Below are 23,304 nucleotides of genomic sequence, written 5' to 3' on the forward strand. Positions count from 1 at the left end.
GGGCGTTCCGGCGTCACGATTTCGGGGGATTGTCCCCCAACCTCACGCCTCATCTGGTCGCGGATGAGGCGTGTTCATTTGGAGAAAGCAACGATGAGCATGAGTTTTACCATTGAAGCCGAGAAGCGGGACGAGCAGGGATCGAGTGCGAGCCGCCGCCTGCGTCGCGCCGGCAAGCTGCCCGCCATCCTGTACGGTGGCGAGAATGACGCGCAGCCGATCACCCTCGACCACAACGCGATGGTGCACAACCTGAAGCATGATGCGTTCTACTCGCACATCCTGAGTGTCAAGCTGGATGGCAAGACCGAGAAGGCGATCCTGCGCGATGTGCAGCGTCACCCGTTCAAGCCGACCATCTATCACGTTGACCTGCTGCGTGTGTCCGCGAACCAGCCGATCCGCGTGCATGTGCCGCTGCACTTCCACAACGAGGAAGAGTGCAAGGGCGTGAAGCTGGGTGGTGGCATGGTCAGCCGTATGCTGAACGACATCGAAGTCGAGTGCCTGCCGGGCGACCTGCCCGAGTCCATCGACATCGATGTGGCCGAGATGGACGTCGGTGACACCATCCACATCTCCGAGCTGAAACTGCCGAAGGGTGTGGAGAGCGTGGCCCTGATGCATGGCGATGACTACGACTACGCCGTGGTCAGTGTCCTGCTCCCGCGTGCCGCGAAGGCCGAAGAGGAAGACGGCGAGGAAGTCGAAGCCGCCGAGGCCGAGGGTACCGAGGCCGAGGGTGGCGAAGAGGCAGCCTCCGGCGACGAAGGCGAGTCCGAGGACAAGGAATAAGCCTCACGGCCATTCCTGAGCCCTTCTGACCCATGGCGATTCGCCTGATCGTCGGGCTGGGCAATCCGGGCCCGCGTTATGCCGAGACCCGGCATAACGCGGGCTTCTGGTTTGTGGATGCCCTGGCTCGGCGCTATTCCACCGAGTTCCGTAGCGAGAGCCGCTTCGATGGCGAAGGGGCGCGGCTGACCCTGCCCGAGGGCGACTGCTGGCTGCTCAAGCCCATGAGCTTCATGAACAAGAGTGGTCTCCCGGTGCGCAAGTGCGCGGATTTCTATCGTATTGCGCCGGAAGAGATTCTCGTGGTGCATGACGAGCTCGACCTGGACCCCGGTGTCGCGCGCCTGAAGATGGGCGGCGGGCATGGCGGTCACAATGGTCTGCGCGACCTGCATCGCCATATGGGCGGGCCAAACTATGCGCGTCTGCGTCTGGGTATCGGTCACCCCGGGCACCGCGACGACGTCGTCCCGTTCGTGCTGGACCGTCCCGGTCGGGACGATGCGCGTGCGATCGAGGATGCCATCGATGCCGCGCTGGACCAGGTGCCGGCGCTGATTGCCGGGCGCTGGGACGAGGCTGTACGCAATCTGCATGGCGGCGGGTCGAAGGCGGCCCACGCAACATCCGAGGAAACCCGATGAGCCTGAAGTGCGGGATCGTCGGCCTGCCGAATGTCGGCAAGTCGACCCTGTTCAATGCCCTGACCCGCGCCGAGATCGCCGCGGAGAACTACCCGTTCTGCACCATCGACCCGAACGTGGGAGTGGTGGAGGTGCCGGATCCGCGCCTGGCGCGACTCACCGAGATCGTGAAGCCCGAGCGTACGCTGGCCACGACGGTGGAGTTCGTCGACATCGCCGGTCTGGTGGCCGGTGCCGCGCAGGGCGAGGGGCTGGGTAACCAGTTCCTGGCCCATATCCGCGAGACGGATGCGATCGCCCAGGTGGTGCGCTGTTTCGAGGACGACGACATCGTGCATGTGGCCGGCAAGGTCGATCCGCTGGCCGATATCGAGACCATCAGCACCGAGTTGATGCTGGCGGACCTCGAAACCGCCAACAAGGCGCTGACCCGCCTGGCGCGCGCGGCGAAGTCGCAGGACAAGACGGCCATCGCGCAGCTGAAGGCAGCCGAGAAGGTCGCGGCCGGCCTGGATCAGGGGGTCCCGGCGCGGGCCCAGGATCTGGACGAGGACGAGCGGCGCCTGCTCTATGATCTGCACCTGCTGACGATCAAGCCGTTAATGTATATCGCCAACGTCGACGAGGCTTCGCTGGCCGGCGGCAACGCGATGGTCGAGGCGGTGCAGGCCAAGGCGGCCGAGGAGGGCGCCGAGGTGGTCAGCGTCTGTGCAGCCATCGAGGCGGAGATCGCCGTGCTGGACCCAGAGGAACGGGTCGAATTCCTGGCCGATCTGGGGCTTGAGGAGCCAGGATTGGATCGGGTAATCCGTACCGCTTACCGGCTGCTGGACCTGCAGACCTTCTTTACCGCCGGCGAGAAAGAGGTCCGCGCCTGGACCGTACGTCGGGGTTCCACCGCGCCGCAGGCCGCGGGCGTCATCCACACCGATTTCGAGCGCGGCTTCATCCGAGCCGAAGTGGTGGGCTATGACGACTTCGTCGCGAACAATGGCGAGCAGGGTGCGAAGGACGCCGGGAAATGGCGCCTGGAGGGTAAGGAATACCTAATGCACGAAGGTGACGTGGTACATTTCCGCTTCAATGTCTGAGCATTACACTGCGAATTGATGATCGGGCGCGGTGCCGCTGGTGCCCGCCCTGTTTTGCACCGAATCTTTGGGAGTACTTCGATGGACGTAATGGACCGCATCCGCCAGCAGGTGGAAGACAATCCGGTGGTGATCTTCATGAAGGGCACGCCGCAGTTCCCGATGTGCGGGTTCTCCAGCCGCGCGGTCGAAGCGCTCAAGCGCTGCGAGCAGGAGTTTGCCTACGTGAACGTGATCGCGGATCAGGAAGTCATGCAGAACCTGCCGCGCTTCGCCGACTGGCCGACTTTCCCGCAGGTCTATGTGGATGGCGAACTGATCGGTGGCTGCGACATCACCCTCGAGATGTTCGAAAGCGGCGAACTGAAAAAGGCGGTCGACGAGGCCCACGCCAAGCGCGCCGCGAGTTAAAGCACGCGGTGTGGCAGCCCGAAGGGCTGCCACACACCCTAAAACCGTCATCGCGAGGCCCCGCAAGGGGCCGTTGCGACCCCCTGATGCAACCACCGGATCCCGCTGTCGTGCCAGCGTTGCGAGATTGCTTCGCCCCGTTCGGGATTCGCAATGACGGGGTTGGGGCTGTGTCATCGCGAGGTGCGCAGCGCCGTGGCGATCTTCAGGGATGGTCGCGGGGCGAGTGTTTCCGTCAGCTCCCCGGCGGCAGCTCTTCCGGGTCGGGCAGGCGCAGGGCGTTCTGCGGCACTCCGACCCCGTCCTGCCAGCGGTTCGCGATCTGGCAGAAGATGTCCGCCGTCTTTTCCGCATCGAAGGCCGCGCTGTGGGCGGCCTCCGCATCCCATCCGAGCCCTGCGGCATCGGCCGCCCGTGCCAGGACCGTCTGGCCGAACGCCAATGCGGCCAGGGACACGGTGTCCAGGCTGGAAAATGGGTGGAACGGGTTGCGCTTGATCCCGCAGCGCTCGGCGGCGGTATGCACGAAGCCGAGATCGAAGTGGGCATTGTGCCCGACCAGGATCGCCCGCTTGCAGTGGTTGATCTTTACCTCCCGCCGGACCTCGCTGAACAGCCGGCCCATGGCCTGATCTTCGGGGTAGGCCGCGCGCAGCGGGTGGTAGGGGTCGATCCCGTTCACCTCCAGCGACTTCGGATCCATCTCCGACCCTTCATAGGGACGCACATGCAGGCTGACGGTGCGGTCGCGCACCAGGTGGTCGTTTTCGTCGCGGCGCAGGAATACGGCCGCCACCTGCAACAGGGCGTGGCGGCGGCAATCGAAGCCCCCGGTCTCGACATCCACGACGACGGGCAGAAAGCCGCGAAATCGGTTTGCCATGGGGCGGTGTTGCGGGTCCAGCTGGACGGGTTCGGCCATCGGTGTACTCGGTCCTGAATGGGGGCGGCGGGCGGTATTCGCGGGTATTGGCGGCACAAGGGCGGGCTTTCTTGATGTTTGCGGCTTTTCCCGCAGATTTCCCCGAAGATCGGCGCCATAGGCGGCTTTCGCTTGACCTGTTGGCGGCACAGTCGGGATACTTGCGCCTTTTATGCCCGCCCAACACCGGCGCATGGTAGCAAATGCCCGCCCGCCCGGTGGCCTGGAGCCGTGATGGCATCCTGATTCCCAACCCGTTTTCAGGGGTAGACGCATGGACCCGAACGCGACCGAACACGATATCGACCCGCAGGAGACCCAGGAGTGGATTGACGCCCTGGCCTCCGTGCTGGAGACCGACGGCCCCGAACGGGCGCACGCCCTGCTGGAACGTCTGGTCGACAAGGCGCGCCGCAGCGGGGCCTACCTCCCGTATTCGGCCAATACCGCCTACGTGAACACCATCCCCACGCACCTGGAGCCCGAGTATCCGGGCGACGGCGCGGTGGAGCACCGCATCCGTTCCTATATCCGCTGGAACGCGATGGCGATGGTGGTCAAGGCCAACCGCGTCTCGGCCGAGCTGGGCGGGCATATCGCGACCTTTGCATCCGCCGCGACGCTCTATGACGTCGGCTTCAACCACTTCTGGCATGCCCCGTCGCACGATCATGGTGGCGACCTGCTGTTTGCCCAGGGGCACTCCTCGCCGGGGATCTACGCCCGCGCGTTCATGGAAGGTCGCCTGACCGAGGAGCAGCTGGACCACTTCCGCCGCGAGGTGGATGGCAAGGGGCTTTCGTCCTATCCGCACCCGTGGCTGATGCCGGACTTCTGGCAGTTCCCGACCGTGTCCATGGGCCTGGGCCCGATCATGAGCATCTACCAGGCGCGCTTCATGCGCTATCTGCAGGATCGCGGCCTGGCGCAGACCGAGAACCGTCGCGTCTGGAGCTTTGTCGGCGACGGCGAGGTGGACGAGCCGGAGACCCTGGGCGCGATCACGCTGGCCTCGCGCGAGAAGCTGGACAACCTGACCTGGGTGGTGAACTGCAACCTGCAGCGTCTGGACGGTCCGGTGCGCGGCAACGGCAAGATCGTCCAGGAGCTGGAGGCGATCTTCCGCGGCGCCGGCTGGAACGTGGTCAAGGTGCTGTGGGGGCGCTACTGGGACCCGCTGCTGGCCAAGGACACCGATGGCCTGCTGCAGAAACGCATGATGGAGGCGGTCGACGGCGACTACCAGAACTACAAGTCGCGCGACGGCGCCTACGTGCGCGAGCACTTCTTCGGCAAGTACCCCGAGCTCAAGCGCATGGTCGCCAATATGTCCGACGAGGACATTTGGCGCCTCAACCGCGGCGGCCATGACCCGGTCAAGGTCTATGCGGCCTACAAGGCGGCGGCCGAGCACAAGGGCCAGCCGACCGTGATCCTCGCGCACACCGTGAAGGGCTACGGCATGGGATCGGCGGGCGAGGCGCAGAACCGCACCCACAGCCAGAAGAAGATGGACGCGGACGACATGAAGCAGTTCCGCGACCGCTTCAACATCCCGCTCTCCGACGAGCAGGTGGAGAAGGCCGAGTACATCAAGCCGGACCCCGACTCCGAAGAAATGAAGTACATGCACGAGCGGCGCAAGGACCTCGGTGGCTACCTGCCGGTGCGTCGCCCGCTGGCCACCCCGCTGGAGATCCCGGGGCTGGACGCCTTCAACGGTCTGCTGGAGGCCTCCGGCGAGCGCGAGATGTCCACCACCATGGCCTTCGTGCGCCTGCTGACCCTGCTCGCGCGCGACAAGAAGATCGGCAAGAACATCGTCCCGATCGTGCCCGACGAGGCGCGTACCTTCGGCATGGAAGGGCTGTTCCGCCAGCTGGGGATCTACTCCTCGGTCGGCCAGCTCTACGAGCCGCAGGACAAGGACCAGGTGATGTATTACAAGGAGGACAAGAAGGGCCAGATCCTGGAAGAGGGGATCAACGAGGCCGGCTCCATGTCTTCCTGGATCGCGGCGGCCACGTCCTATTCCACGCATGGCGTGGCGATGGTGCCGTTCTACATCTTCTATTCGATGTTCGGTTTCCAGCGTATCGGCGACCTGATCTGGGCCGCCGGCGACATGCGTGCCCGCGGCTTCCTGATGGGGGCGACGGCCGGGCGTACCACGCTGGCCGGCGAGGGCCTGCAGCACGACGACGGCCACAGCCTGATGATGGCCGCCAACGTGCCCAACTGTATCGCCTACGACCCGACCTTCGCCTATGAGCTGGCGGTGATCGTGCAGGACGGCATGCGCCGTATGTACGCGGAGCAGCAAAGCGTCTTCTACTACATCACCGTGATGAACGAGAACTACCCGCAGCCGGCCATGCCGAAGGGCGCCGAGGAAGGCATCCGTCGCGGCCTGTATCGGCTGCAGGCGGGCGGGCGCAAGAAAAAGAAGGTGCGCCTGCTGGGTTCCGGCACCATCCTGCGCGAGGCCATGGCCGCCGCCGAACTGCTGGACCAGGATTTCGGCGTGGCCGCCGAGGTCTGGAGCGCGACCAGCTTCAACGAACTGGCCCGCGACGGCCGCGATGCCGAGCGCCATGCGCGCCTGCATCCGGAGGCCGAGCCGCGCACATCCTGGGTGGAGGAGTGCCTGGGTGGCTCGGAGGATCCGGTGATCGCCGCGACCGACTACGTGCAGGCCTATGCCGATCAGATCCGAGCCTTCGTGCCAGCCGAGTACCGCGTGCTGGGGACTGACGGCTTCGGTCGCTCGGATACCCGCGCCGCGCTGCGCCGGCACTTCGAGGTGGATCGCTACCACATCGCGGTCACGGCGCTGAAGGCCCTGGCTGATAACGGGACCGTCGAGGTCAAGACCGTGTCCGACGCGATCAAGAAGTACAAGATCGACGTTGAACGGCCCAACCCCTTGCAGGCCTGAGGCCGCCGGACCCGAGGCAGGAGCAGACATGAGCAACACGACTACTGTGCACGTCCCGGATATCGGCGACTTCAAGGACGTCGAGATCATCGAGGTCATCGTCAGCCCGGGGGACACCGTTTCCCCCGAGGACCCGCTGATCACGCTGGAATCCGACAAGGCCTCCATCGAGATCCCCGCCCCGCAGGGCGGCACGGTGAAGGCGCTGAAGGTGAAGGCTGGCGACCGCGTTAACGAGGGCGACCCGATCCTGGAACTGGAGCCCTCCGACGAGGGCGCCGCCGAGGAGGCCTCCGGCAAGGAGGAAGCGCCGAAGGAGGAAGCGCCGGCCGAACCGGCCCCCGAGGCCGAGGAGCAGAAACCGTCCGAGGCGCCGAAAGCCGCCGACCGGGCCGACCCGCGGCCGTCGCCCACCGAGCACATCCGTGACGAGTCGGCCTTCCGCAAGGCGCATGCCTCGCCGGTGGTGCGCAAGTTCGCGCGCGAGCTGGGCGTGGACCTGGCCAAGGTCGAGGGTTCCGGACGCAAGGGGCGCATCCTGCGCGAGGACGTGCAGGGCTTCGTCAAGCGTGCGTTGAGCCAGGGCGCCGGCGGTGGCCTGGGCGTGGAGCCGATGCCGGAGATCGACTTCTCCGAGTTCGGCCCGGTCGAGACCCAGCCGTTGTCGAAGATTAACAAGCTCACCGGCAAGAACCTGCACCGCAACTGGGTCACTGTCCCGCACGTGACGCAGTTCGACGAGGCTGACATCACCGAACTCGAGGATTTCCGCAAGTCGCTGAAGGCCGAGTACGAAAAGAAGGGCGTGAAGGTCACCTTCCTGCCGTTCCTGATGAAGGCCGTGGTCTCCGCGCTCAAGCAGTATCCGCGCTTCAACGCCTCGCTGGATGCCACCGGCGAGAACCTGATCATCAAGCAGTACTACAACCTCGGCATCGCCGTGGATACGCCGGACGGTCTGGTCGTCCCGGTGGTGCGCGACGTCGACCGCAAGAGCCTGGTGGACATCGCCTCCGAGCTGATGGACCTGTCCCAGCGCGCCCGCGACAAGAAGCTCAAGCCCGCGGACATGCAGGGCGGCTGCCTGACCATCTCCAGCCTCGGCGGGATCGGTGGCACCCAGTTCACCCCGATCGTGAACGCCCCCGAGGTCGCGATCCTCGGCGTGTCGCGCTCCAGCATGAAGCCGGTCTGGAATGGCCAGGAGTTCGAGCCGCGCCTGATCCTGCCGCTGGCGCTGTCGTACGATCACCGGGTGATTGACGGTGCCCTGGGCGCCCGCTTCGCCACCACGCTGAGCGCATTGCTGTCCGACATGCGCCGCATGCTTTTGTAATCGCAACCGGAGTGACTGGATGAGCCAGACGAAGACCATCGAGGTCCCGGATATCGGGGATTTCAAGGACGTCGAGATCATCGAGGTCCTGGTACAGCCGGGCAGCGAGATCGCGCCGGAAGACCCGCTGATTACGCTGGAGTCCGACAAGGCGACCATCGACGTGCCTGCCCCCGAGGCCGGCACGGTGAAGAAGCTGCATGTGAAGGTCGGCGACAAGGTCTCCCAGGGCAGCAAACTCCTGGATCTTGAAGCCAGCGGTGCGGCCGCGGGCAGCGATGACGCCCCCGCAGCCGGTGGCGACAAGACCGAGTCCGACAAAGCCGAATCCACGGCCGGGAGTGCGTCGCAGAAGGCCGCACCCAAGGCGGCCGCCGACCCGAACACCGACAGCCAGTGCCAGGTGCTGGTGTTGGGCTCCGGCCCCGGCGGTTACACCGCCGCCTTTCGCGCGGCGGACCTTGGGCTGGACGTGGTGATGGTCGAGCGCTACCCGCAGATCGGTGGGGTCTGCCTGAACGTTGGCTGTATCCCATCCAAGGCACTGCTGCATGCCGGCGAGGTGCTGCACGAGGCCGAGCGTTTCGCCGCGCTGGGCATCAAGTTCGGCGAGCCGGAGATCGACCTGGACGGGCTGCGCGGCTACAAGGGCAACGCGGTCAAGAAGCTGACCGGCGGCCTGAAGCAGCTGTGCAAGCAGCGCAAGGTCCGCGTGGTACAGGGCACGGGCGAGTTCACCGGTGCCAACAGCATCGCGGTCGAGGGCGATGACGGTCGTGAGGTGATCGGCTTCGAGCACGCGATCATTGCGGTCGGTTCGCAGGCGATCAAGCTGCCCGGCTTCCCCTGGGACGACGAACGGGTGATGGACTCCACCGATGCCCTGGACCTGGCCGAGATTCCGGAGCGCATGCTGGTGGTCGGCGGCGGCATCATCGGCCTGGAGATGGCCTGCGTGTACGAGGCGCTGGGCTCGAAGGTCACGGTGGTGGAGCTGTCCGACACCCTGATGCCGGGCGCGGACCGCGACATCGTGCGCCCGTTCGAGAAGCGCGCGAAGAAGCGCTTCGAGAACATCTTCCTCAAAAGCAAGGTATCCGGCGCCAAGGCCACCAAGACCGGGATCGTCTGCCAGTTCGAGGGCGAGGCCAAGGGCCTGCCGGAAGAGGATACTTTCGACCGCGTGCTGGTCGCCGTGGGGCGCAGCCCGAACGGGGCGAAGATCAAGGCCGAGGCGGCCGGCGTGCAGGTGAGCGAGCGCGGCTTCATCGAGGTCGACAGCCAGCAGCGCACCAACGTCGAGCACATCTTCGCCATCGGTGACGTGGTCGGCCAGCCGATGCTGGCGCACAAGGCGACCCACGAGGGCAAGGTGGCGGCCGAGGTGATCGCCGGGCACAAGGTGCACTTCGACGCCCGCGCGATCCCGTCGGTGGCCTACACCCACCCGGAAGTCGCCTGGATGGGCGTGACCGAGGAGCAGGCCAAGGCCGACGGCATCGAGTACACCAAGGGTGTGTTCCCCTGGGCCGCCTCCGGCCGCGCGATCGCGCTGGGCGCCGAGGACGGCATGACCAAGCTGCTGTTCGATGCCGATGGGCGCGTGATCGGGGCCGGCATCGTGGGCCCGTCCGCCGGCGACCTGATCGGCGAGGCCATGCTGGCGCTGGAGATGGGCGCCGAGATGGAAGACATCGGTCTGACCGTGCACCCGCACCCGACCCTCAGCGAGACCGTGGCGTTTGCTGCCGAAGTCGCGCACGGCTCGATCACCGATATCCTGCCGCCCAAAAAGCGTTAGCACGGGGCGTTCGTGTCCGTGCTTCGCCAACTTTCTCTCCTGCTCGCCGGGGGGGTGTGGCTGGCGCACGGGATTGCTCAGGCGGGGGTCGTGCCGCACCGCGAATCGCTCGAGCGCAGTGACTGGCAGGTGATCGAGCTGGACGATGCCTGCCGTATCGAGCAGGGCGTGCGCCATGGCGGTACGCTGCGTTTCGAGACACAGCCAGGACTGGCTATTCGCGCCTTCTGGCGAGCCCCCTATGCGATGCCTGAAGGCGCTACCGCGCGACTGCGCACCGGTGCCCCGGAGTGGCTGGGGGCGAGTCCGAAGTCGCCCCTGGATCTCGAAATGCGCGCCGAAAGGCCGGATCGCTTCCGGGTTCCGGACGCACAGGTTCAGGCGCTCAAGGCCCGCCTGCTGGTGGGCCATGACGTGCGCATCGACTTCCCCGGCGCCGAGGATGCGGTGCATTTTCGCGGCATTCGGTTCGCCCAGCGCGCCGCGGGCTTCGAGGCCTGCTACACCGGGGCCGAAGGGCCCGATGTCGGGGCCCTGGATCGCTGGTCGGTGTATTTTGCGACCGGTGGACGCGATCTGGATTCCAGGGGCCGCGAGACGGTGGCCCGTGCGGCCGAGACCCTGCGCACGGTGGAACGCCCACGGGTGCGCCTGGTCGGGCTGACCGATGCCGAGGGCCCGCGCGAGCTGAACGAACGCCTGAGCCGTCAGCGCGCGGAGGCGGTCCGCGCGGCCCTGATCGAGTCCGGGGTCCCGGGCGATGGATTGACGGTCGAGGCCGGTGGTGTCGATCCGGAGGCCGATGGCGAGCGCGAGGGTTCGCGCCGCGTGGATATCTGGTGGATGGGGGGTGTGGACGCCGCGGCGGAGCCATCCTCCGGCGCCTCGCGCCCAAGCCGCGCGCCGGCCCCGGCCGAACCGCTGGCAGTGCCGGAGTCGGCCCCGGATGCCCCGCCCTCTGCGGGCTGGTAGTGAAGCCCGTCACAGAATTGGCTATAACTCTTACGAAGAAAGAAGGATTGGTATTCCCATGAGTTCGAAGATTTCCCGCGTCGTGCTGGCCTATTCCGGTGGCCTGGATACCTCCGTGATCCTCAAGTGGCTGGAGGATCAGTACGGCTGCGAGGTGATCACCTTCACCGCCGACCTGGGCCAGGGCGAGGAGGTCGAGCCGGCCCGAGCCAAGGCCGAGGCCCTGGGGGTCAAGCAGATCTACATCGAGGATCTGCGCGAGACCTTCGTGCGCGACTACGTGTTCCCGATGTTCCGCGCGAACACCATCTACGAGGGCGAATACCTGCTGGGCACATCGATTGCGCGGCCGCTGATCGCGCGCCGCATGGTGGAGATCGCCGAGGAAACCGGGGCCGACGCCATCGCCCATGGCGCGACCGGAAAGGGCAACGACCAGGTGCGCTTCGAGCTGGGCGCCTACGCGCTCAAGCCGGGGATCCGGGTGATCGCCCCCTGGCGCGAATGGGACCTGAACTCGCGCGAGCGCCTGATGGCCTACGCCGAACAGCACAATATCCCGGTGGACTACAAGAAGCAGGGCACCAAGTCGCCGTACTCGATGGATGCCAACCTGCTGCACATCTCCTACGAGGGCGGCCCGCTGGAAGACCCGTGGACCGAGGCCGAGGAGGACATGTGGCGCTGGTCGGTCTCCCCGGAGGCCGCACCGGATGAATCCGAGACGCTGACCATCGGTTTCGAGAAGGGCGATCCGGTCTCGATCAACGGCCAGCGCCTGAGCGCCGCGGAACTGCTCGCCAAGCTGAACGAGCGTGGCGGGGCCCACGGTGTCGGCCGTCTGGATATCGTCGAGAACCGCTATGTCGGCATGAAGTCGCGCGGCTGCTACGAGACCCCGGGCGGCACCATCCTGCTCAAGGCGCGCCGCGCGCTGGAGTCGATCACCCTGGACCGCGAGGCCGCGCACCTAAAGGACGAGCTGATGCCGCGCTACGCCAGCCTGATCTACAACGGCTACTGGTGGAGCCCGGAGCGGCGCATGCTGCAGGCCGCGATCGATGACACCCAGGGCGTGGTCAACGGCGAGGTGCGCCTGCGCCTGTACAAGGGCAACGTGATCGTCGCCGGCCGCCGCTCCGAGGACACCCTGTTCGACAACGCGATCGCCACCTTCGAAGACGATGCCGGCGCCTACGACCAGAAGGATGCCGAGGGCTTCATTCGCCTGAACGCACTGCGTCTGCGCATCGCCGCCAGCCGCAATCGGAAGCCCATATGAGATGAGCCCGCGTGCGTACTTCCGGCGATCGCCAGGCTGCCTGTCCTGGTTCGGCAGGGGCGGTCTCGGGGGTGTCGTTCTGCTGTGGGGGCTGTTCTTTGGCGCGCTGCTGGCAACGCCTGCGGGTGCGAAGGCCGAGGCGGCCGAGCGCGAGTTGATCTTCGCGGTGCTCGCGCACCGGGGCGAGGATGCCGCGCGCGAGCAGTGGACGCCTTTCGCCGAGTACCTGGAGCAGACGCTGGAGGGCATTCAGGTCCGCCTGTTGCCGGTCGACAACGATGCCCTGCAAGCAGGGGCGGCCGAGGACCGCTTCGATCTGGTGCTGACCAACCCCGGCTCCTATGTGATGCTGGAGCAGCGTCATGGTATCTCCCGTATCGCGACCATGCTCCCGGCCGAAGTTGGACGCGAGGAAGACCGCTTTGGCGCCGTGATCGTCGCGCGCGAGGGCCGTGTGGACCTGGTCGAGCTCGGTGACCTGGTCGGGCAGCGGATCTCCGCGGTCCACCCCGACGCCTTCGGCGGTTGGTGGATGGCCTGGCGCGAACTGCAGGCGGCCGGGCTGGATGTCGAGGACGATCTGGATCGCGTGGTATTCACGGGCTTCCCGGTCTCCCGGGGACTGGATCTGTTGTTGGCGGGCGAGGTGGATGCCGCGACCTTTCGCACCGGGATCCTCGAAGATCTGCGTGAGCAGGGCGACCCACGGGTCGAACAAGTGCGCCTGATCGGCGAGCGGGCCGTGCCCCGCTTCCCCTACCGAACCTCCACCCGCCTGTACCCGGAGTGGCCGCTGGCAATGCGCGGCGATCTCGATGCCGAGATCGCGCAGGCCGTGCTGCGCGCCATTTTGGCGCTGGATGCCGAGCACCCGGTGAGCCAGGCGGCCGGGATTGCGGGCTGGTCCGCGCCGCGTTCCTACGAGGATGTGCAGGGCCTGATGTACGACCTGGGCGTGGGGCTTTACGCCCCCGAGCCGTTCGCCGTGCTGCGATGGGCGCGCGACAACCTGGCGGTGCTGCTCGCTGTCCTGGCGGCAGGCATCGCGGCGATTCTCCTGTATGTGCTGCGAGTGCATGCCCGCATGCGCGTCGCCGGGCACAACTTGCGCCGGGCGATGTGTGCGATCCCGAACGCGGTGATCACGCTGGACGCCCGTGGCGGGATCGTCTACATGAACCCTGCGGCCGAGCAGATGGCGGGGCTGGTCCGCCTGCAGGCACTGGGTTGCACCCTGGAGCAGGTCCTGGACCTGCGCGAGATGGGGACGGATCGGCCGCTGGGTGCAGAGCGATCCGAGCCACTCGCCGCAAATCTGGGGGAGCATACCGAGGCCCGGCTGGTGACCCCGAGCGGCCAGGAGCGGATCGTGCGTATCGACCGCACGGCGCTGGACCCGGTGGCGGGCAGTTCGGTGCGCACCCTGCTGGTGCTGGCCGATATCTCCGAGGAGCGCGAGCTGGTGGATCGGCTGGTGCATGAAGCGAGTCACGATCCGCTCACCGGTTTGTTGAACCGGCGCGCATTCGAGCGCGAGATGCAGCGCGCGATGGACAATGCCCGTGAATACTCGTCGGTAGCGAGCCTGCTGCTGGTGGACCTGGACTACTTCAAGGCCGTGAACGATCGCCATGGCCATCGGGTGGGCGACGAGCTTCTGCGCCGCGTGGCGACGATCCTGCGGCAGCTGACGCGATCGCGTGACGCCGTGTCCCGGATCGGGGGCGACGAGTTCGCGGTGATCGCGTACGAGACCGATGCCGAGCAGGCCCGGGTCCTGGGCCAACGCATCTGCAGTGCCCTGGGCGACCGGCCGTTGCAGGTCGAGGCGCGGGACGTCACCATTGGGGCCTCGGTGGGTGTGGTGCAACTGGGCGAGACGCTGCCGAGTGTGGACGCGGCCTTTGTGGCTGCTGATCGCGCCTGTTACACCGCCAAGAGCGAGGGGCGGGGCCAGGTTGGTGTGGCCCGCAAGGCGGATATTCACCCCATTACCGGTTCCTGACGCCCAGCGTCGGGCGCAGCGAAAAAGGAATCGTATGTCGGTTGTTTCCCGTTTACGCGTGGGGTTGGCGGCCCTGATGGTGCTGGCGCTTTCCGGCTGTGCGACCGTGCCCAGCGAAGATCGTCATCCGGACGACCCCTGGGAGTCGTATAACCGGGTGGTGTTCGAGATCAACGACGACTTCGACCAGGCCCTGCTGCGCCCGGCCGCGGTCCAGTACCGGCGGCTGCCGCAGCCAGTCCAGACCGGGGTGGGCAATTTCTTCTCCAACCTCAATGATTTCACGGTCCTGTTCAACAACCTGTTGCAGGGCAATCTGGACAACGCTGCCTCGGATACCGGGCGCATCATGTTCAACACGACCTTCGGCCTGCTCGGCCTGATTGATGTCGCGACGCCCATGGGCCTTGACAAGAACAACGAGGACTTCGGCCAGACGCTGGGGACCTGGGGCGTGGCGCGCGGCCCGTACCTGCAGCTGCCGCTGCTCGGCCCCAGTACCGCGCGGGATGCCCCGGCGCGTCTGGTGGATGGCTACACCAGTCCCCTCTACCACACAAACCTGCGCACCGATCACACCGGCTGGTGGTTGGGCCTGATCGCGCTGGACGTGGTCGATATGCGCGCCGGACTGATCCCGACCGAGCGCATGCTGGCGCAGATCTCCGATGATCGTTACATCGCCATGCGCGAGGCCTATTTGCAGCGCCGCGACTTTCTGGTGCGAGGGGCGTCGGACGAGCGCGCAACCGAGATGCTGGACGAGCTTGACGAACTCGAGGCCCTGGAGGCGATGGAAGCCGAGGAGGGCATGGATTGAACAGCCTCTGGACGATGCTGGACATCCTGCGCCTGCGCAGTGGCCCGCAGGACCTGCCCCCCGATAACGCTACGCTGATCTTCTGGCTCGGGGTTGCCCTGGTCACGGGTATGGCGGTCGGGATCCCGATGTACGGCACGGGTCAGGCCCTGGTCCTGAATGTGCTCGATCTCGTCGTGCTCTACCTGTTCATTGTCGTGGTACTGCGCATGGGGGGTGTTCCCGACCGCTGGCTGCAAACCTTTACCGCGATGGCCGGCACCGGGGCCTTGCTGGGCCTGCTGATGGCCCTGTTGATGCTGATTGATGCCCCGACCGACCCGGAGGAGGTCTCCACCGGGGCCCTGCTGGCGCTACTGACACTGGTGGGCTGGTTGCTGCTGGTCTTCGGGCACATCCTGCAGCAGGCCCTGGAACTGGGCAGCCGTTTCGTCGGCATGCTGATCGCACTGGGCTATGTGGTGGTCTCCAGTGTAATCACCCAAGTGGCCCTGGGGGCCCTCTAATGCGTGCGGGTCATCTGCACATCCTCGGGATCGGCGGGACCTTCATGGGCGGGCTGGCCCAGCTCGCCCGGGCGCGCGGCTATGAGGTCACCGGTTCCGACCAGAAGCTGTACCCGCCGATGAGCGAGCAGCTGGAGCAGGCCGGTATCCCCTATCACGAGGGGCATGACCCGGCGACCCTGCCGGAGCAAGGACCGGTCGTGGTCGGCAACGTGATGACCCGCGGCATGCCGGTCATCGAGGCCCTGCTGGATCGCGGGCTGTCCTACACCTCCGGTCCGCAGTGGCTGGCCGAGCATGTGCTGCATGACCGCTGGGTGCTGGCGGTGGCTGGTACCCACGGCAAGACCACCACCGCGAGCCTGCTGGCCTGGATCCTGGATCATGCCGGGCTGAGCCCGGGATTCCTGATCGGGGGCGTGCCCGGCAACTTTGGTGTCAGCGCGCGGATGGGCGAGGCCCCCTTCTTCGTGATCGAGGCGGACGAATACGACTCTGCCTTCTTCGACAAGCGAGCCAAATTCGTCCACTACCGACCGCGCACCCTGGTGCTGAACAATCTCGAGTTCGATCACGCGGACATCTATCCGGACCTGGCCGCGATCGAGCGTCAGTTCCATCACCTGGTCCGAACCATCCCCGGGCAGGGCCTGATCCTGCTGCCCGCGTGCGATGCCGCGCTGGAGCGCGTGCTGGAGATGGGCTGCTGGACGCCGGTGGAGCGCATCACGACCGACCCGGACACCGGGGATACGGTGGCCCTGGCGGCACGGCCTCTGAATGAAGATGCCTCGGAGTTCGAGGTGTTGGTCAACGGGGTCGTCCAGGGCCGGGTGGCCTGGGAGATGACGGGGCAGCACAACCTGTCCAATGCCCTGGCCGCGCTCGGGGCGGCCCGCCATGCCGGGGTACCGCTGGCCGCGGGGATCGCGGCCCTGCCGGCCTTCCGCGGTGTGCGCCGGCGTCAGGAGCTGCGCGCCGAGATCGACGGGATCCGCGTGATCGACGACTTCGCCCATCACCCGACCGCGATTCGTTTGACCCTGGAAGGCCTGCGGGGCCGGGTCGTGCCCGGTGGACGGCTGATTGCCGTACTGGAGCCGCGCTCCAATACCATGCGCATGGGGATCCATGCCGAGGCCCTGGGGGCGGCCCTGGAGCGCGCGGACGCGGCGCACCTCTATCATGCCCCGGATATCGATTGGTCCACCGACGACCTGGAGAGACAGCTCGGCGGACAGCTGGCCGTGGCGCGTGATATCGAATCCCTGTTGCAGGGGATTCTTGCCACGGCACGCCCTGGCGATACGCTGGTCATCATGAGCAATGGTGGTTTCGATGGCCTGCATCAGCGCCTGATCGCCGGGCTGCAGCGCCGTGAATCCTCGGGGACCCCCGCATGAGTGGAAAGCCGCGCTCGATCGCCCTGGCCCTGACCGGTGCCTCCGGCGCGCCCTACGGGCTGCGCCTGCTGGAGTGCCTGGTGCAGGCGGGGGTGCAGGTACATCTGATGCTGTCGAAACCGGCACAGGTGGTGCTGGGGCTGGAGACCGATCTCGACGTGCCCGGGCGGCCGGCCGACATTGCGCGCTTTTTCGCCGCGCGCCACGGGGCCGCCGATGGACAGATCCGCTGCTATGGGCCGGAGCAGTGGACCGCACCGGTGGCCAGCGGCTCGGCTGTGCCCGAGGCGATGGTGGTCTGCCCCTGCACTACCGCGACCGTATCGGCCATCGCGACCGGGGCCTCGCGCGGGTTGATCGAACGCGCGGCGGATGTGGTGCTCAAGGAACGGCGCAGGCTGGTGCTGGTGGTGCGCGAGACGCCGTTCTCCGAGATCCACCTGGAGAACATGCTGCGCCTGGCGCGCATGGGTGCGGTGGTCATGCCGGCCAACCCGGCCTTTTATCATCGGCCGCAATCCATCGACGATCTGGTTGATTTCATGGTAGCGCGAGTGCTGGACCATCTGGACATCGAGCATGCCCTGGGCCCCCGCTGGGGCGAGGCGTCGTTGCCGCCGGAGGACCCGGCATGACGACCCTGCCACTGTTCCCGCTGAATACCGTGCTGTTCCCGGAGGGGCTGCTGCCGCTGCGGATCTTCGAGACGCGCTACCTCGACATGGTGCGCCGCTGCCTGCGCGAGGATGGTCGCTTCGTGATCGTCGCCATCGAACCCGATACCGAGTCCGGGGCGCCCCGCCCGGACGCCGAGACAGACCCTTCGGTCGGCTTCCACCCGGTCGGGACCGAGGTCGCGATCGTCGACTGGGACCAGCGGCCGGACGGCCTGCTCGGGATCCTGGTCAAGGGCGAGCGCCGCCACCAGTTGCACAATCCGCGTCGGGCCGAGGACGGGCTCTGGCTGGCGGAGGTCGAGCCGTTGCAGGAGCGCCCCGATGTCAGCCTGCCGGTGGATTATGCATCGCTGGCGGATCTGCTCGAGCGGCTGCTGGACCAGCTCGGCACGCCCTGGTCGCACCTGGAGCGGCGGTTCGACGATTCCTCCTGGGTGGTCGGGAGGCTGACGGAGTTGCTACCGATCGATCTCGAGGTCAAGCAGCAGCTGCTGGAGGCGGATGACCCGATCGAGCGCCTGGAGCGCCTGCGAGCGGCCATGCTCGCGGCATCGAAATCCTGAAACCCTGCGGCGGGGCTGTTAAGGTTTCGGTACACACTTTGACTGGAGCTCGCCATCATGGCCGTTCAGGAACTCACGCAGGATACGTTCGAATCCACGATCACCGGCAACAACATCGTCATTCTGGACTTCTGGGCCCCCTGGTGCGGCCCGTGCCAGCAGTTCGCCCCGACCTTCGAGGCGGCCTCCGAGCAGCATTCCGATGTGGTCTTTGCCAAGGTGAATACCGACGAGGAGCAGGGGATCGCCGGGGCGTTCCAGATCCGTTCCATCCCGACGCTGATGATCTTCCGCGAGCAGATCATCGTCTTCTCCCAGCCGGGCGTGCTGTCCGCCGGGCAGCTGGACGAGGTGCTGGGCAAGGTGCGCGAGCTGGATATGGACCAGGTGCGCGCCGACATCGAACGCCAGCAGCAGGAGCAGCAGGCCGGTCAGGCCTGATGACCTTCTGACGCGAAACCTGTCGCCCTAAACGAGCGCCCCCATGCTGACGGTCATGACCCAGATGGGGGCGCTCATCGTTGCGGGCGTCGTCTGGCGCCTGCTGCGCCCCGGCGGGCTGGACGCCGACACCGCCCGCCGGGTGCTCACCACCCTGGTCTACTATCTGCTGCTGCCCGCACTCGTTTTGCAGGTGCTGTGGACCGCTCCCCTGGGGCTCGACTCGCTGCGCATTGCCTTCGTCGCGGGCCTTACGGTCCTTGCGATGGTTGGCGCAACGCTGCTCGCCTGTCGAGTCTGCATGGCCGAGCGTGCGGCCATCGGCGCCATGTTGCTGGCGGCGGCCTGGCCCAATGCCACCTATCTCGGCCTCCCCGTTCTCGACAGCCTGTTCGGCGAACCCGGGCGCGCGGTAGCCATCCAGTACGATCTGTTCGCCTGTCTGCCGCTGGTGCTGACCCTGGGGGTGCTGCTGGCTCGGCGCTATGGCGACCCCGAGGCCGTACGTATGTACGGGGGCGCCAGTCCGCTAAGGGGGCTGGTAGCGGTTCCCTCCATCTGGGCGGCACTGGTCGGGGTTGGGCTGAACCTGGCCGGGGTACCGCTGATCGACTGGCTGGACGCCTTTCTGGGCTTCCTCTCTAATTCGGTGGCCCCGCTGATGCTGTTCTCGCTGGGGCTTGCGCTGGTGTTCAACCGCTTTCGCGGGCGGGATGCCCGCCCCCTGGTGATGGTGACGGTGATCCAGCTCGTGCTCGCCCCCGCCTTTGCGCTGACCCTGGTGCTGTGGACGGGCCTGGAGGGCGTGCCCGGGGTGGGCTCGGTGCTCGAGGCCGCCATGCCGGCGATGGTCCTGGGGCTCGTGTTCTGCGATCGCTTCCGGCTGGATACGGGGCTGTACGCGGCGGCGGTGACCCTGACAACCGCGTTGTCGTTGCTGACGCTGCCATTGTGGTTTGCCCTTGCCGGGCAGGTGGTCCCGGGCGGCTGATCCGGGGCGCGGGCCGCCACCGGCAATCGGTTACAATCCGCGAGTGAGACATCCGGCTCAATCCACTTCCGGCATTCGCTAGGGAAACACTCATGGTGCTCCCCGTCATCGCCGTGATCGGCGGTCTGATCCTGCTGACCTGGAGTGCCGACCGCTTCGTGTTTGGTGCCTCGGCATTCGCGCGCAGCGTGGGGGTGAGTGCCCTGCTGGTCGGGCTGACGATCGTGGCCTTCGGGACCTCGGCCCCGGAGGTCGTCGTCTCCATCCTGGCGAGCCTGCAGGGCAACCCGGGCCTCGCGGTGGGTAACGCGATCGGTTCGAATATCGCGAACATCGGACTGGTGCTGGCGGCAGCGGCGCTGGTGGCGCCGCTTGCGATCGGGCGTGGGCTGGTGCGCCGCGAGCTGCCGATCCTGATGGGGGTGACGCTCGCGGTCCTGTTTCTGCTGCTCGACGGCGAGTTGGGCCGCCTGGAAGGCGGGATCCTGATAGCGGGGTTGCTACTAGTGACCGCCTGGGTGATTCACATTGCACGGCGCGCGCAGGCACTGGACCCGGCCGAGGCGCCTGAAGAGGTGCGTGGCATGGTTGAAGCCATCCCGGCGGTCACTTCTGCCGGTCACGCCCTCGCTTGGCTGGGTCTTGGTCTGGTGCTGCTGATCGCCAGCAGCCAGCTGGTGGTCTGGGGTGCGGTCGGGATCGCGGAGCAGCTGGGTATCAGTGATCTGGTGATCGGCCTGACCATCGTGGCGATCGGGACCAGTCTGCCGGAACTGGCGACTTCAGTGGTCGCAGCCTTTCGCCGCGAGGCGGGACTGGCGATCGGCAACGTGATCGGTTCCAATCTGTTCAACCTGCTGGCCGTGCTGGCGGTTCCCGCGCTGATCGCGCCGCTGGCGATCGAACGCGAGGTGTTGCTACGCGACTATCCGGTCATGCTGGGCATGACCGCCGCGCTGTTCGTTTTTGCCCTGGCGCGTGGCGCCGAGCTGCGGCGCTGGCAGGGAGCGCTTCTGCTCGCGGTGTTCGCGGGCTACCTTGTCTATCTCGGAATCACGGCGACTGCATGAATTTCAATCCCGAAACCACCCGCAACCTGGCCCTGGCGGTCCTGAACAACGAGGCGGACGCCGTGCGCCGGTTGACCGAACGCGTGGACGAGGCCTTCCTCGAGGCCTGCCGTCACATCCTTGAATGCCGGGGACGTGTCGTGGTGACCGGTATGGGCAAGTCCGGTCACATCGGCTCCAAACTGGCCGCCACGCTCGCCTCTACCGGCACCCCGGCGTTTTTCGTCCACCCCGGCGAGGCCAGCCACGGCGACCTCGGCATGATCACTCGCGATGACGTGGTAATTGCCCTGTCCAACTCCGGCGAGACCGACGAACTGCTGACCATCCTGCCGCTGATCCGGCGGCTGGACGTGCCGCTGATCGCGCTGACCGGTAACCCCGGCTCGCGCCTGGGACAGGATGCGACCGTGCATCTGGATGTCTCGGTCGAACGCGAAGCCTGCCCGCTGGGCCTGGCCCCGACCTCCAGCACCACGGCCGCGCTGGCCATGAGTGATGCCCTGGCGATCGCGGTGCTGGATGCGCGCGGGTTTACCGCCGACGATTTTGCTCGTTCGCATCCCGGTGGCCGGCTGGGGCGGCGGCTGCTGGTTCATGTCGCGGACATCATGCACACCAATGATGCGATCCCGCGCGTGGGTCCGGAGGCCCCGCTGAAGGACGCCCTGTTCGAGATTACGCGCAAGGGGCTGGGGCTGGTGATCGTCGCCGATCCCGATGCGCACCTGCTTGGTGTGTTTACCGATGGCGACCTCCGGCGCACCCTGGACCGTGGTGAAAGCCTGGAGGCGCTGACCATCGGCCAGGTGATGACGCAAGGCGGACATGCGGCCCGTCCCCAGTGGCTGGCCGTCGAGGCGCTGGAGACAATGGAGAGCAAGCGGATCAATGCCCTTCCGGTGGTCGATGACGACCAGCGGCTGGTCGGGGTGCTGAACATGCACGACCTGCTGCGCGCGGGGGTGGTTTGATGGACCGTTACGACGAGCCCCTGCACAGCCGCCAGGCGGCAGTGCGTCTGCTGATCCTGGATGTCGATGGGGTGCTGACCGATGGCAGCCTGTTCATGGGGGATGCCGGTGAGCAATACAAGGCCTTTCATTCGCGCGACGGGCACGGCATCCGCCTGGCACTGGACGGGGGGCTGGAGGTCGCGATCCTGACCGGGCGCACCTCCGGCGTGGTCGAGCACCGCATGCGGGATCTGGGCGTGCAGCATCTGGTGCAGGGGCGGCGCGACAAGGGCGCCGCACTGCACGAGTTGCTGGAGCAGACCGGGCATGCGCCCGACGAGGCCGCCTTCGTGGGCGACGACATCGTCGATCTGCCGGCGATGCGCCGTGTGGGGCTGGGCATCGCCGTGGCGGATTCCCACCCGCTGGTATTGCAGCATGCCCACTGGGTCACGCAGGCCCCCGGCGGGCGCGGCGCGGTACGCGAGGTCTGCGAGGGCCTGCTGGCGGCCCAGGGGCGGCTGGAGGCCCTGTTCGCGGAGTACATCGACGGATGAAGTGGGTGGCCGGACTGGCGGCGCTGATCCTGGTGCCGATGGCGGCGCTGATCCTGGTGCCGATGGCGGCGCTGGTGGCCGGCGCTGGCGCCAGCGAGCATGAACCCGAGGGCGAGGTGACGCTGGAGATCGAGGGCTTCACACTGCACGCGACCGGCGAGGACGGCGAGCTGAGCCACCGCTTGCGCGGGACGCGGTTGCGCGAGTTTGGTCGCGACGGGCCGCAACTGATTGACAATCCCGATCTGGATATCTTTGACGCTGGCGGCATCGAATGGCACTGGACCGCGCCAGAGGCGCTGCACCGGCCTATGGACGAGATCCTGGACCTGATCGGCCCCACGCGGGGGGTGCAGCCCGAGCGTGACGAGCGCGTGCGCACGGTCATCGAGTCCTCCGATGTGACGGTGGCGACCGATACCATGATTGCCACCTCCGATTCGCTCTCGACGCTTGATCAACCCGGTCTTTTTCAGCGGGGTACGGGTCTGCGCGTGGACTCGCGAGGGGATACCATAGAGCTGTTCCATGACGTGTACACGCTCTACAGCGAGTCGGGCGAGGAGGAAGCCGCTAATGACTGAACGTGGTGGGTCGTCGCTCGCCCGGGCCGGGTGGCCCGTGCTGATGAGCAGTGTCTTGCTGTTGCTGGCCGTGCCGGTTATCGCCCAGCAACAGTCCCTGCCGGTGGAGATTACCGCGGATCACGCGGAGATGGACGAGCGCCGGGGCCTGGGTACCTATACCGGCGATGTGGTGGTGATCCGCGGGGACATGACGCTGGAGGCGGACAAGGTCTATGTGCGCAGTCGTGACCGGCGCCCCTACGAGATGGAGGCCCACGGCGAGCCCGCGCGGCTGGAATCCCCGGACCCGGAAACAGGCGAGATGCGCATCGCCACCGCGCTGCGCATCGATTACCTGCTGAACGAGGACCGGGTGATCCTGACCGACCAGGCGCATGTGGTCACGGCCGCCGAGGAGGCGCGCGGCAAGCGCATCGTCTACGACCTGGAGACGGACGTGATCGAGGCCGAGCGTGGCGAGACCGATGACGAGCGTGTACGCATCACGATTCAGCCCCGCGAAGACGACGAATGACCGAGCTCGACACCAGCGCGCC

The 23,304-nt window shown here is 66.8% G+C and carries 23 protein-coding genes; 22 read left to right on the forward strand and 1 reads right to left on the reverse strand.

Annotated elements, in window-relative coordinates; all coding sequences use genetic code 11:
- The first annotated feature begins 93 nt into the window (after nucleotides 1-93).
- The 4 genes from F813_RS0106695 (at nucleotide 94) to grxD (ending at nucleotide 2,941) form a co-directional block, all read left to right on the forward strand.
- Nucleotides 94-795, forward strand: a complete 702-nt coding sequence (locus F813_RS0106695; RefSeq protein ID WP_017925992.1) for a 50S ribosomal protein L25/general stress protein Ctc — start codon at nucleotides 94-96, stop codon at nucleotides 793-795.
- 32 nt (nucleotides 796-827) lie between these two features.
- Entirely contained in the window at nucleotides 828-1,439 is a 612-nt protein-coding gene (gene pth / locus F813_RS0106700) for an aminoacyl-tRNA hydrolase (RefSeq protein ID WP_012981760.1), read from the forward strand.
- Nucleotides 1,436-2,530: a redox-regulated ATPase YchF gene (ychF, locus tag F813_RS0106705; RefSeq protein WP_012981761.1), complete on the forward strand. Its 1,095-nt coding sequence runs from the start codon at nucleotides 1,436-1,438 to the stop codon at nucleotides 2,528-2,530. The genes pth and ychF overlap by 4 nt, the downstream gene beginning before the upstream one ends.
- Before the next feature lie 81 nt (nucleotides 2,531-2,611).
- Nucleotides 2,612-2,941: a Grx4 family monothiol glutaredoxin gene (gene grxD / locus F813_RS0106710; RefSeq protein ID WP_012981762.1), complete on the forward strand. Its 330-nt coding sequence runs from the start codon at nucleotides 2,612-2,614 to the stop codon at nucleotides 2,939-2,941.
- Nucleotides 2,942-3,176: 235 nt separating this feature from the next.
- Here the strand turns inward: grxD and rnt are convergent, their stop codons facing one another.
- Entirely contained in the window at nucleotides 3,177-3,863 is a 687-nt protein-coding gene (gene rnt, locus F813_RS0106715; RefSeq protein WP_012981763.1) for a ribonuclease T, read from the reverse strand.
- A 274-nt stretch (nucleotides 3,864-4,137) separates the two neighbouring features.
- Here rnt and aceE point away from each other — a divergent pair, with 274 nt between their 5' ends.
- From aceE to lptA, 18 genes are all read left to right on the forward strand, one after another.
- The gene (gene aceE / locus F813_RS0106720; RefSeq protein WP_017925994.1) at nucleotides 4,138-6,801 is read left to right on the forward strand and encodes a pyruvate dehydrogenase (acetyl-transferring), homodimeric type; all 2,664 of its coding nucleotides are present in this window, start codon (nucleotides 4,138-4,140) and stop codon (nucleotides 6,799-6,801) included.
- A complete protein-coding gene (gene aceF, locus F813_RS0106725; protein ID WP_231289540.1) occupies nucleotides 6,773-8,137 on the forward strand; it encodes a dihydrolipoyllysine-residue acetyltransferase in 1,365 nt (454 codons plus the stop codon). The genes aceE and aceF overlap by 29 nt, the downstream gene beginning before the upstream one ends.
- Nucleotides 8,138-8,156: 19 nt before the next feature.
- On the forward strand, nucleotides 8,157-9,938 hold the full coding sequence (gene lpdA / locus F813_RS0106730; RefSeq protein ID WP_017925996.1) for a dihydrolipoyl dehydrogenase: 1,782 nt from the start codon (nucleotides 8,157-8,159) through the stop codon (nucleotides 9,936-9,938).
- Between the two features lie 12 nt (nucleotides 9,939-9,950).
- Complete coding sequence (locus F813_RS0106735; protein ID WP_026148174.1) at nucleotides 9,951-10,910, forward strand: OmpA family protein; 960 nt, start codon at nucleotides 9,951-9,953, stop codon at nucleotides 10,908-10,910.
- Nucleotides 10,911-10,968: 58 nt separating this feature from the next.
- Nucleotides 10,969-12,192 carry an argininosuccinate synthase gene (locus F813_RS0106740; protein WP_017925998.1) on the forward strand — a complete coding sequence of 408 codons (1,224 nt, stop codon included), beginning with the start codon at nucleotides 10,969-10,971 and terminating at the stop codon, nucleotides 12,190-12,192.
- A gap of 1 nt (nucleotide 12,193) precedes the next feature.
- Nucleotides 12,194-14,197, forward strand: coding sequence for a diguanylate cyclase (locus F813_RS0106745; RefSeq protein ID WP_017925999.1), 2,004 nt, complete (start codon nucleotides 12,194-12,196; stop codon nucleotides 14,195-14,197).
- A 34-nt stretch (nucleotides 14,198-14,231) separates the two neighbouring features.
- Entirely contained in the window at nucleotides 14,232-15,017 is a 786-nt protein-coding gene (locus F813_RS0106750; protein ID WP_038060035.1) for a VacJ family lipoprotein, read from the forward strand.
- Nucleotides 15,014-15,523: a hypothetical protein gene (locus F813_RS0106755; RefSeq protein WP_026148176.1), complete on the forward strand. Its 510-nt coding sequence runs from the start codon at nucleotides 15,014-15,016 to the stop codon at nucleotides 15,521-15,523. The genes F813_RS0106750 and F813_RS0106755 overlap by 4 nt, the downstream gene beginning before the upstream one ends.
- Nucleotides 15,523-16,926, forward strand: coding sequence for a UDP-N-acetylmuramate:L-alanyl-gamma-D-glutamyl-meso-diaminopimelate ligase (gene mpl, locus F813_RS0106760; protein WP_017926002.1), 1,404 nt, complete (start codon nucleotides 15,523-15,525; stop codon nucleotides 16,924-16,926). Before F813_RS0106755 ends, mpl begins: the two co-directional genes overlap by 1 nt.
- A complete protein-coding gene (locus F813_RS0106765; RefSeq protein ID WP_017926003.1) occupies nucleotides 16,923-17,561 on the forward strand; it encodes a flavin prenyltransferase UbiX in 639 nt (212 codons plus the stop codon). Before mpl ends, F813_RS0106765 begins: the two co-directional genes overlap by 4 nt.
- Nucleotides 17,558-18,166, forward strand: a complete 609-nt coding sequence (locus tag F813_RS0106770; protein WP_017926004.1) for an LON peptidase substrate-binding domain-containing protein — start codon at nucleotides 17,558-17,560, stop codon at nucleotides 18,164-18,166. Before F813_RS0106765 ends, F813_RS0106770 begins: the two co-directional genes overlap by 4 nt.
- A gap of 57 nt (nucleotides 18,167-18,223) precedes the next feature.
- Nucleotides 18,224-18,607, forward strand: a complete 384-nt coding sequence (gene trxA, locus F813_RS0106775; protein ID WP_017926005.1) for a thioredoxin — start codon at nucleotides 18,224-18,226, stop codon at nucleotides 18,605-18,607.
- A gap of 43 nt (nucleotides 18,608-18,650) precedes the next feature.
- Nucleotides 18,651-19,598, forward strand: coding sequence for an AEC family transporter (locus tag F813_RS0106780; RefSeq protein WP_017926006.1), 948 nt, complete (start codon nucleotides 18,651-18,653; stop codon nucleotides 19,596-19,598).
- Between the two features lie 92 nt (nucleotides 19,599-19,690).
- Nucleotides 19,691-20,668 (forward strand): calcium/sodium antiporter, encoded by a 978-nt coding sequence (locus tag F813_RS0106785; protein WP_017926007.1) that lies wholly within the window; start codon nucleotides 19,691-19,693, stop codon nucleotides 20,666-20,668.
- On the forward strand, nucleotides 20,665-21,642 hold the full coding sequence (locus F813_RS0106790; protein ID WP_017926008.1) for a KpsF/GutQ family sugar-phosphate isomerase: 978 nt from the start codon (nucleotides 20,665-20,667) through the stop codon (nucleotides 21,640-21,642). Before F813_RS0106785 ends, F813_RS0106790 begins: the two co-directional genes overlap by 4 nt.
- Nucleotides 21,642-22,181 (forward strand): 3-deoxy-manno-octulosonate-8-phosphatase KdsC, encoded by a 540-nt coding sequence (gene kdsC, locus F813_RS0106795; protein ID WP_017926009.1) that lies wholly within the window; start codon nucleotides 21,642-21,644, stop codon nucleotides 22,179-22,181. Before F813_RS0106790 ends, kdsC begins: the two co-directional genes overlap by 1 nt.
- A complete protein-coding gene (lptC, locus tag F813_RS0106800) occupies nucleotides 22,178-22,765 on the forward strand; it encodes an LPS export ABC transporter periplasmic protein LptC (protein ID WP_017926010.1) in 588 nt (195 codons plus the stop codon). The genes kdsC and lptC overlap by 4 nt, the downstream gene beginning before the upstream one ends.
- Nucleotides 22,758-23,282, forward strand: coding sequence for a lipopolysaccharide transport periplasmic protein LptA (lptA, locus tag F813_RS0106805; protein ID WP_017926011.1), 525 nt, complete (start codon nucleotides 22,758-22,760; stop codon nucleotides 23,280-23,282). Before lptC ends, lptA begins: the two co-directional genes overlap by 8 nt.
- The last annotated feature ends 22 nt before the right edge of the window (nucleotides 23,283-23,304 follow it).

Origin of the sequence: Thioalkalivibrio sp. HL-Eb18, from assembly GCF_000364985.1 — a bacterium.
GTDB lineage: Bacteria > Pseudomonadota > Gammaproteobacteria > Ectothiorhodospirales > Ectothiorhodospiraceae > Thioalkalivibrio.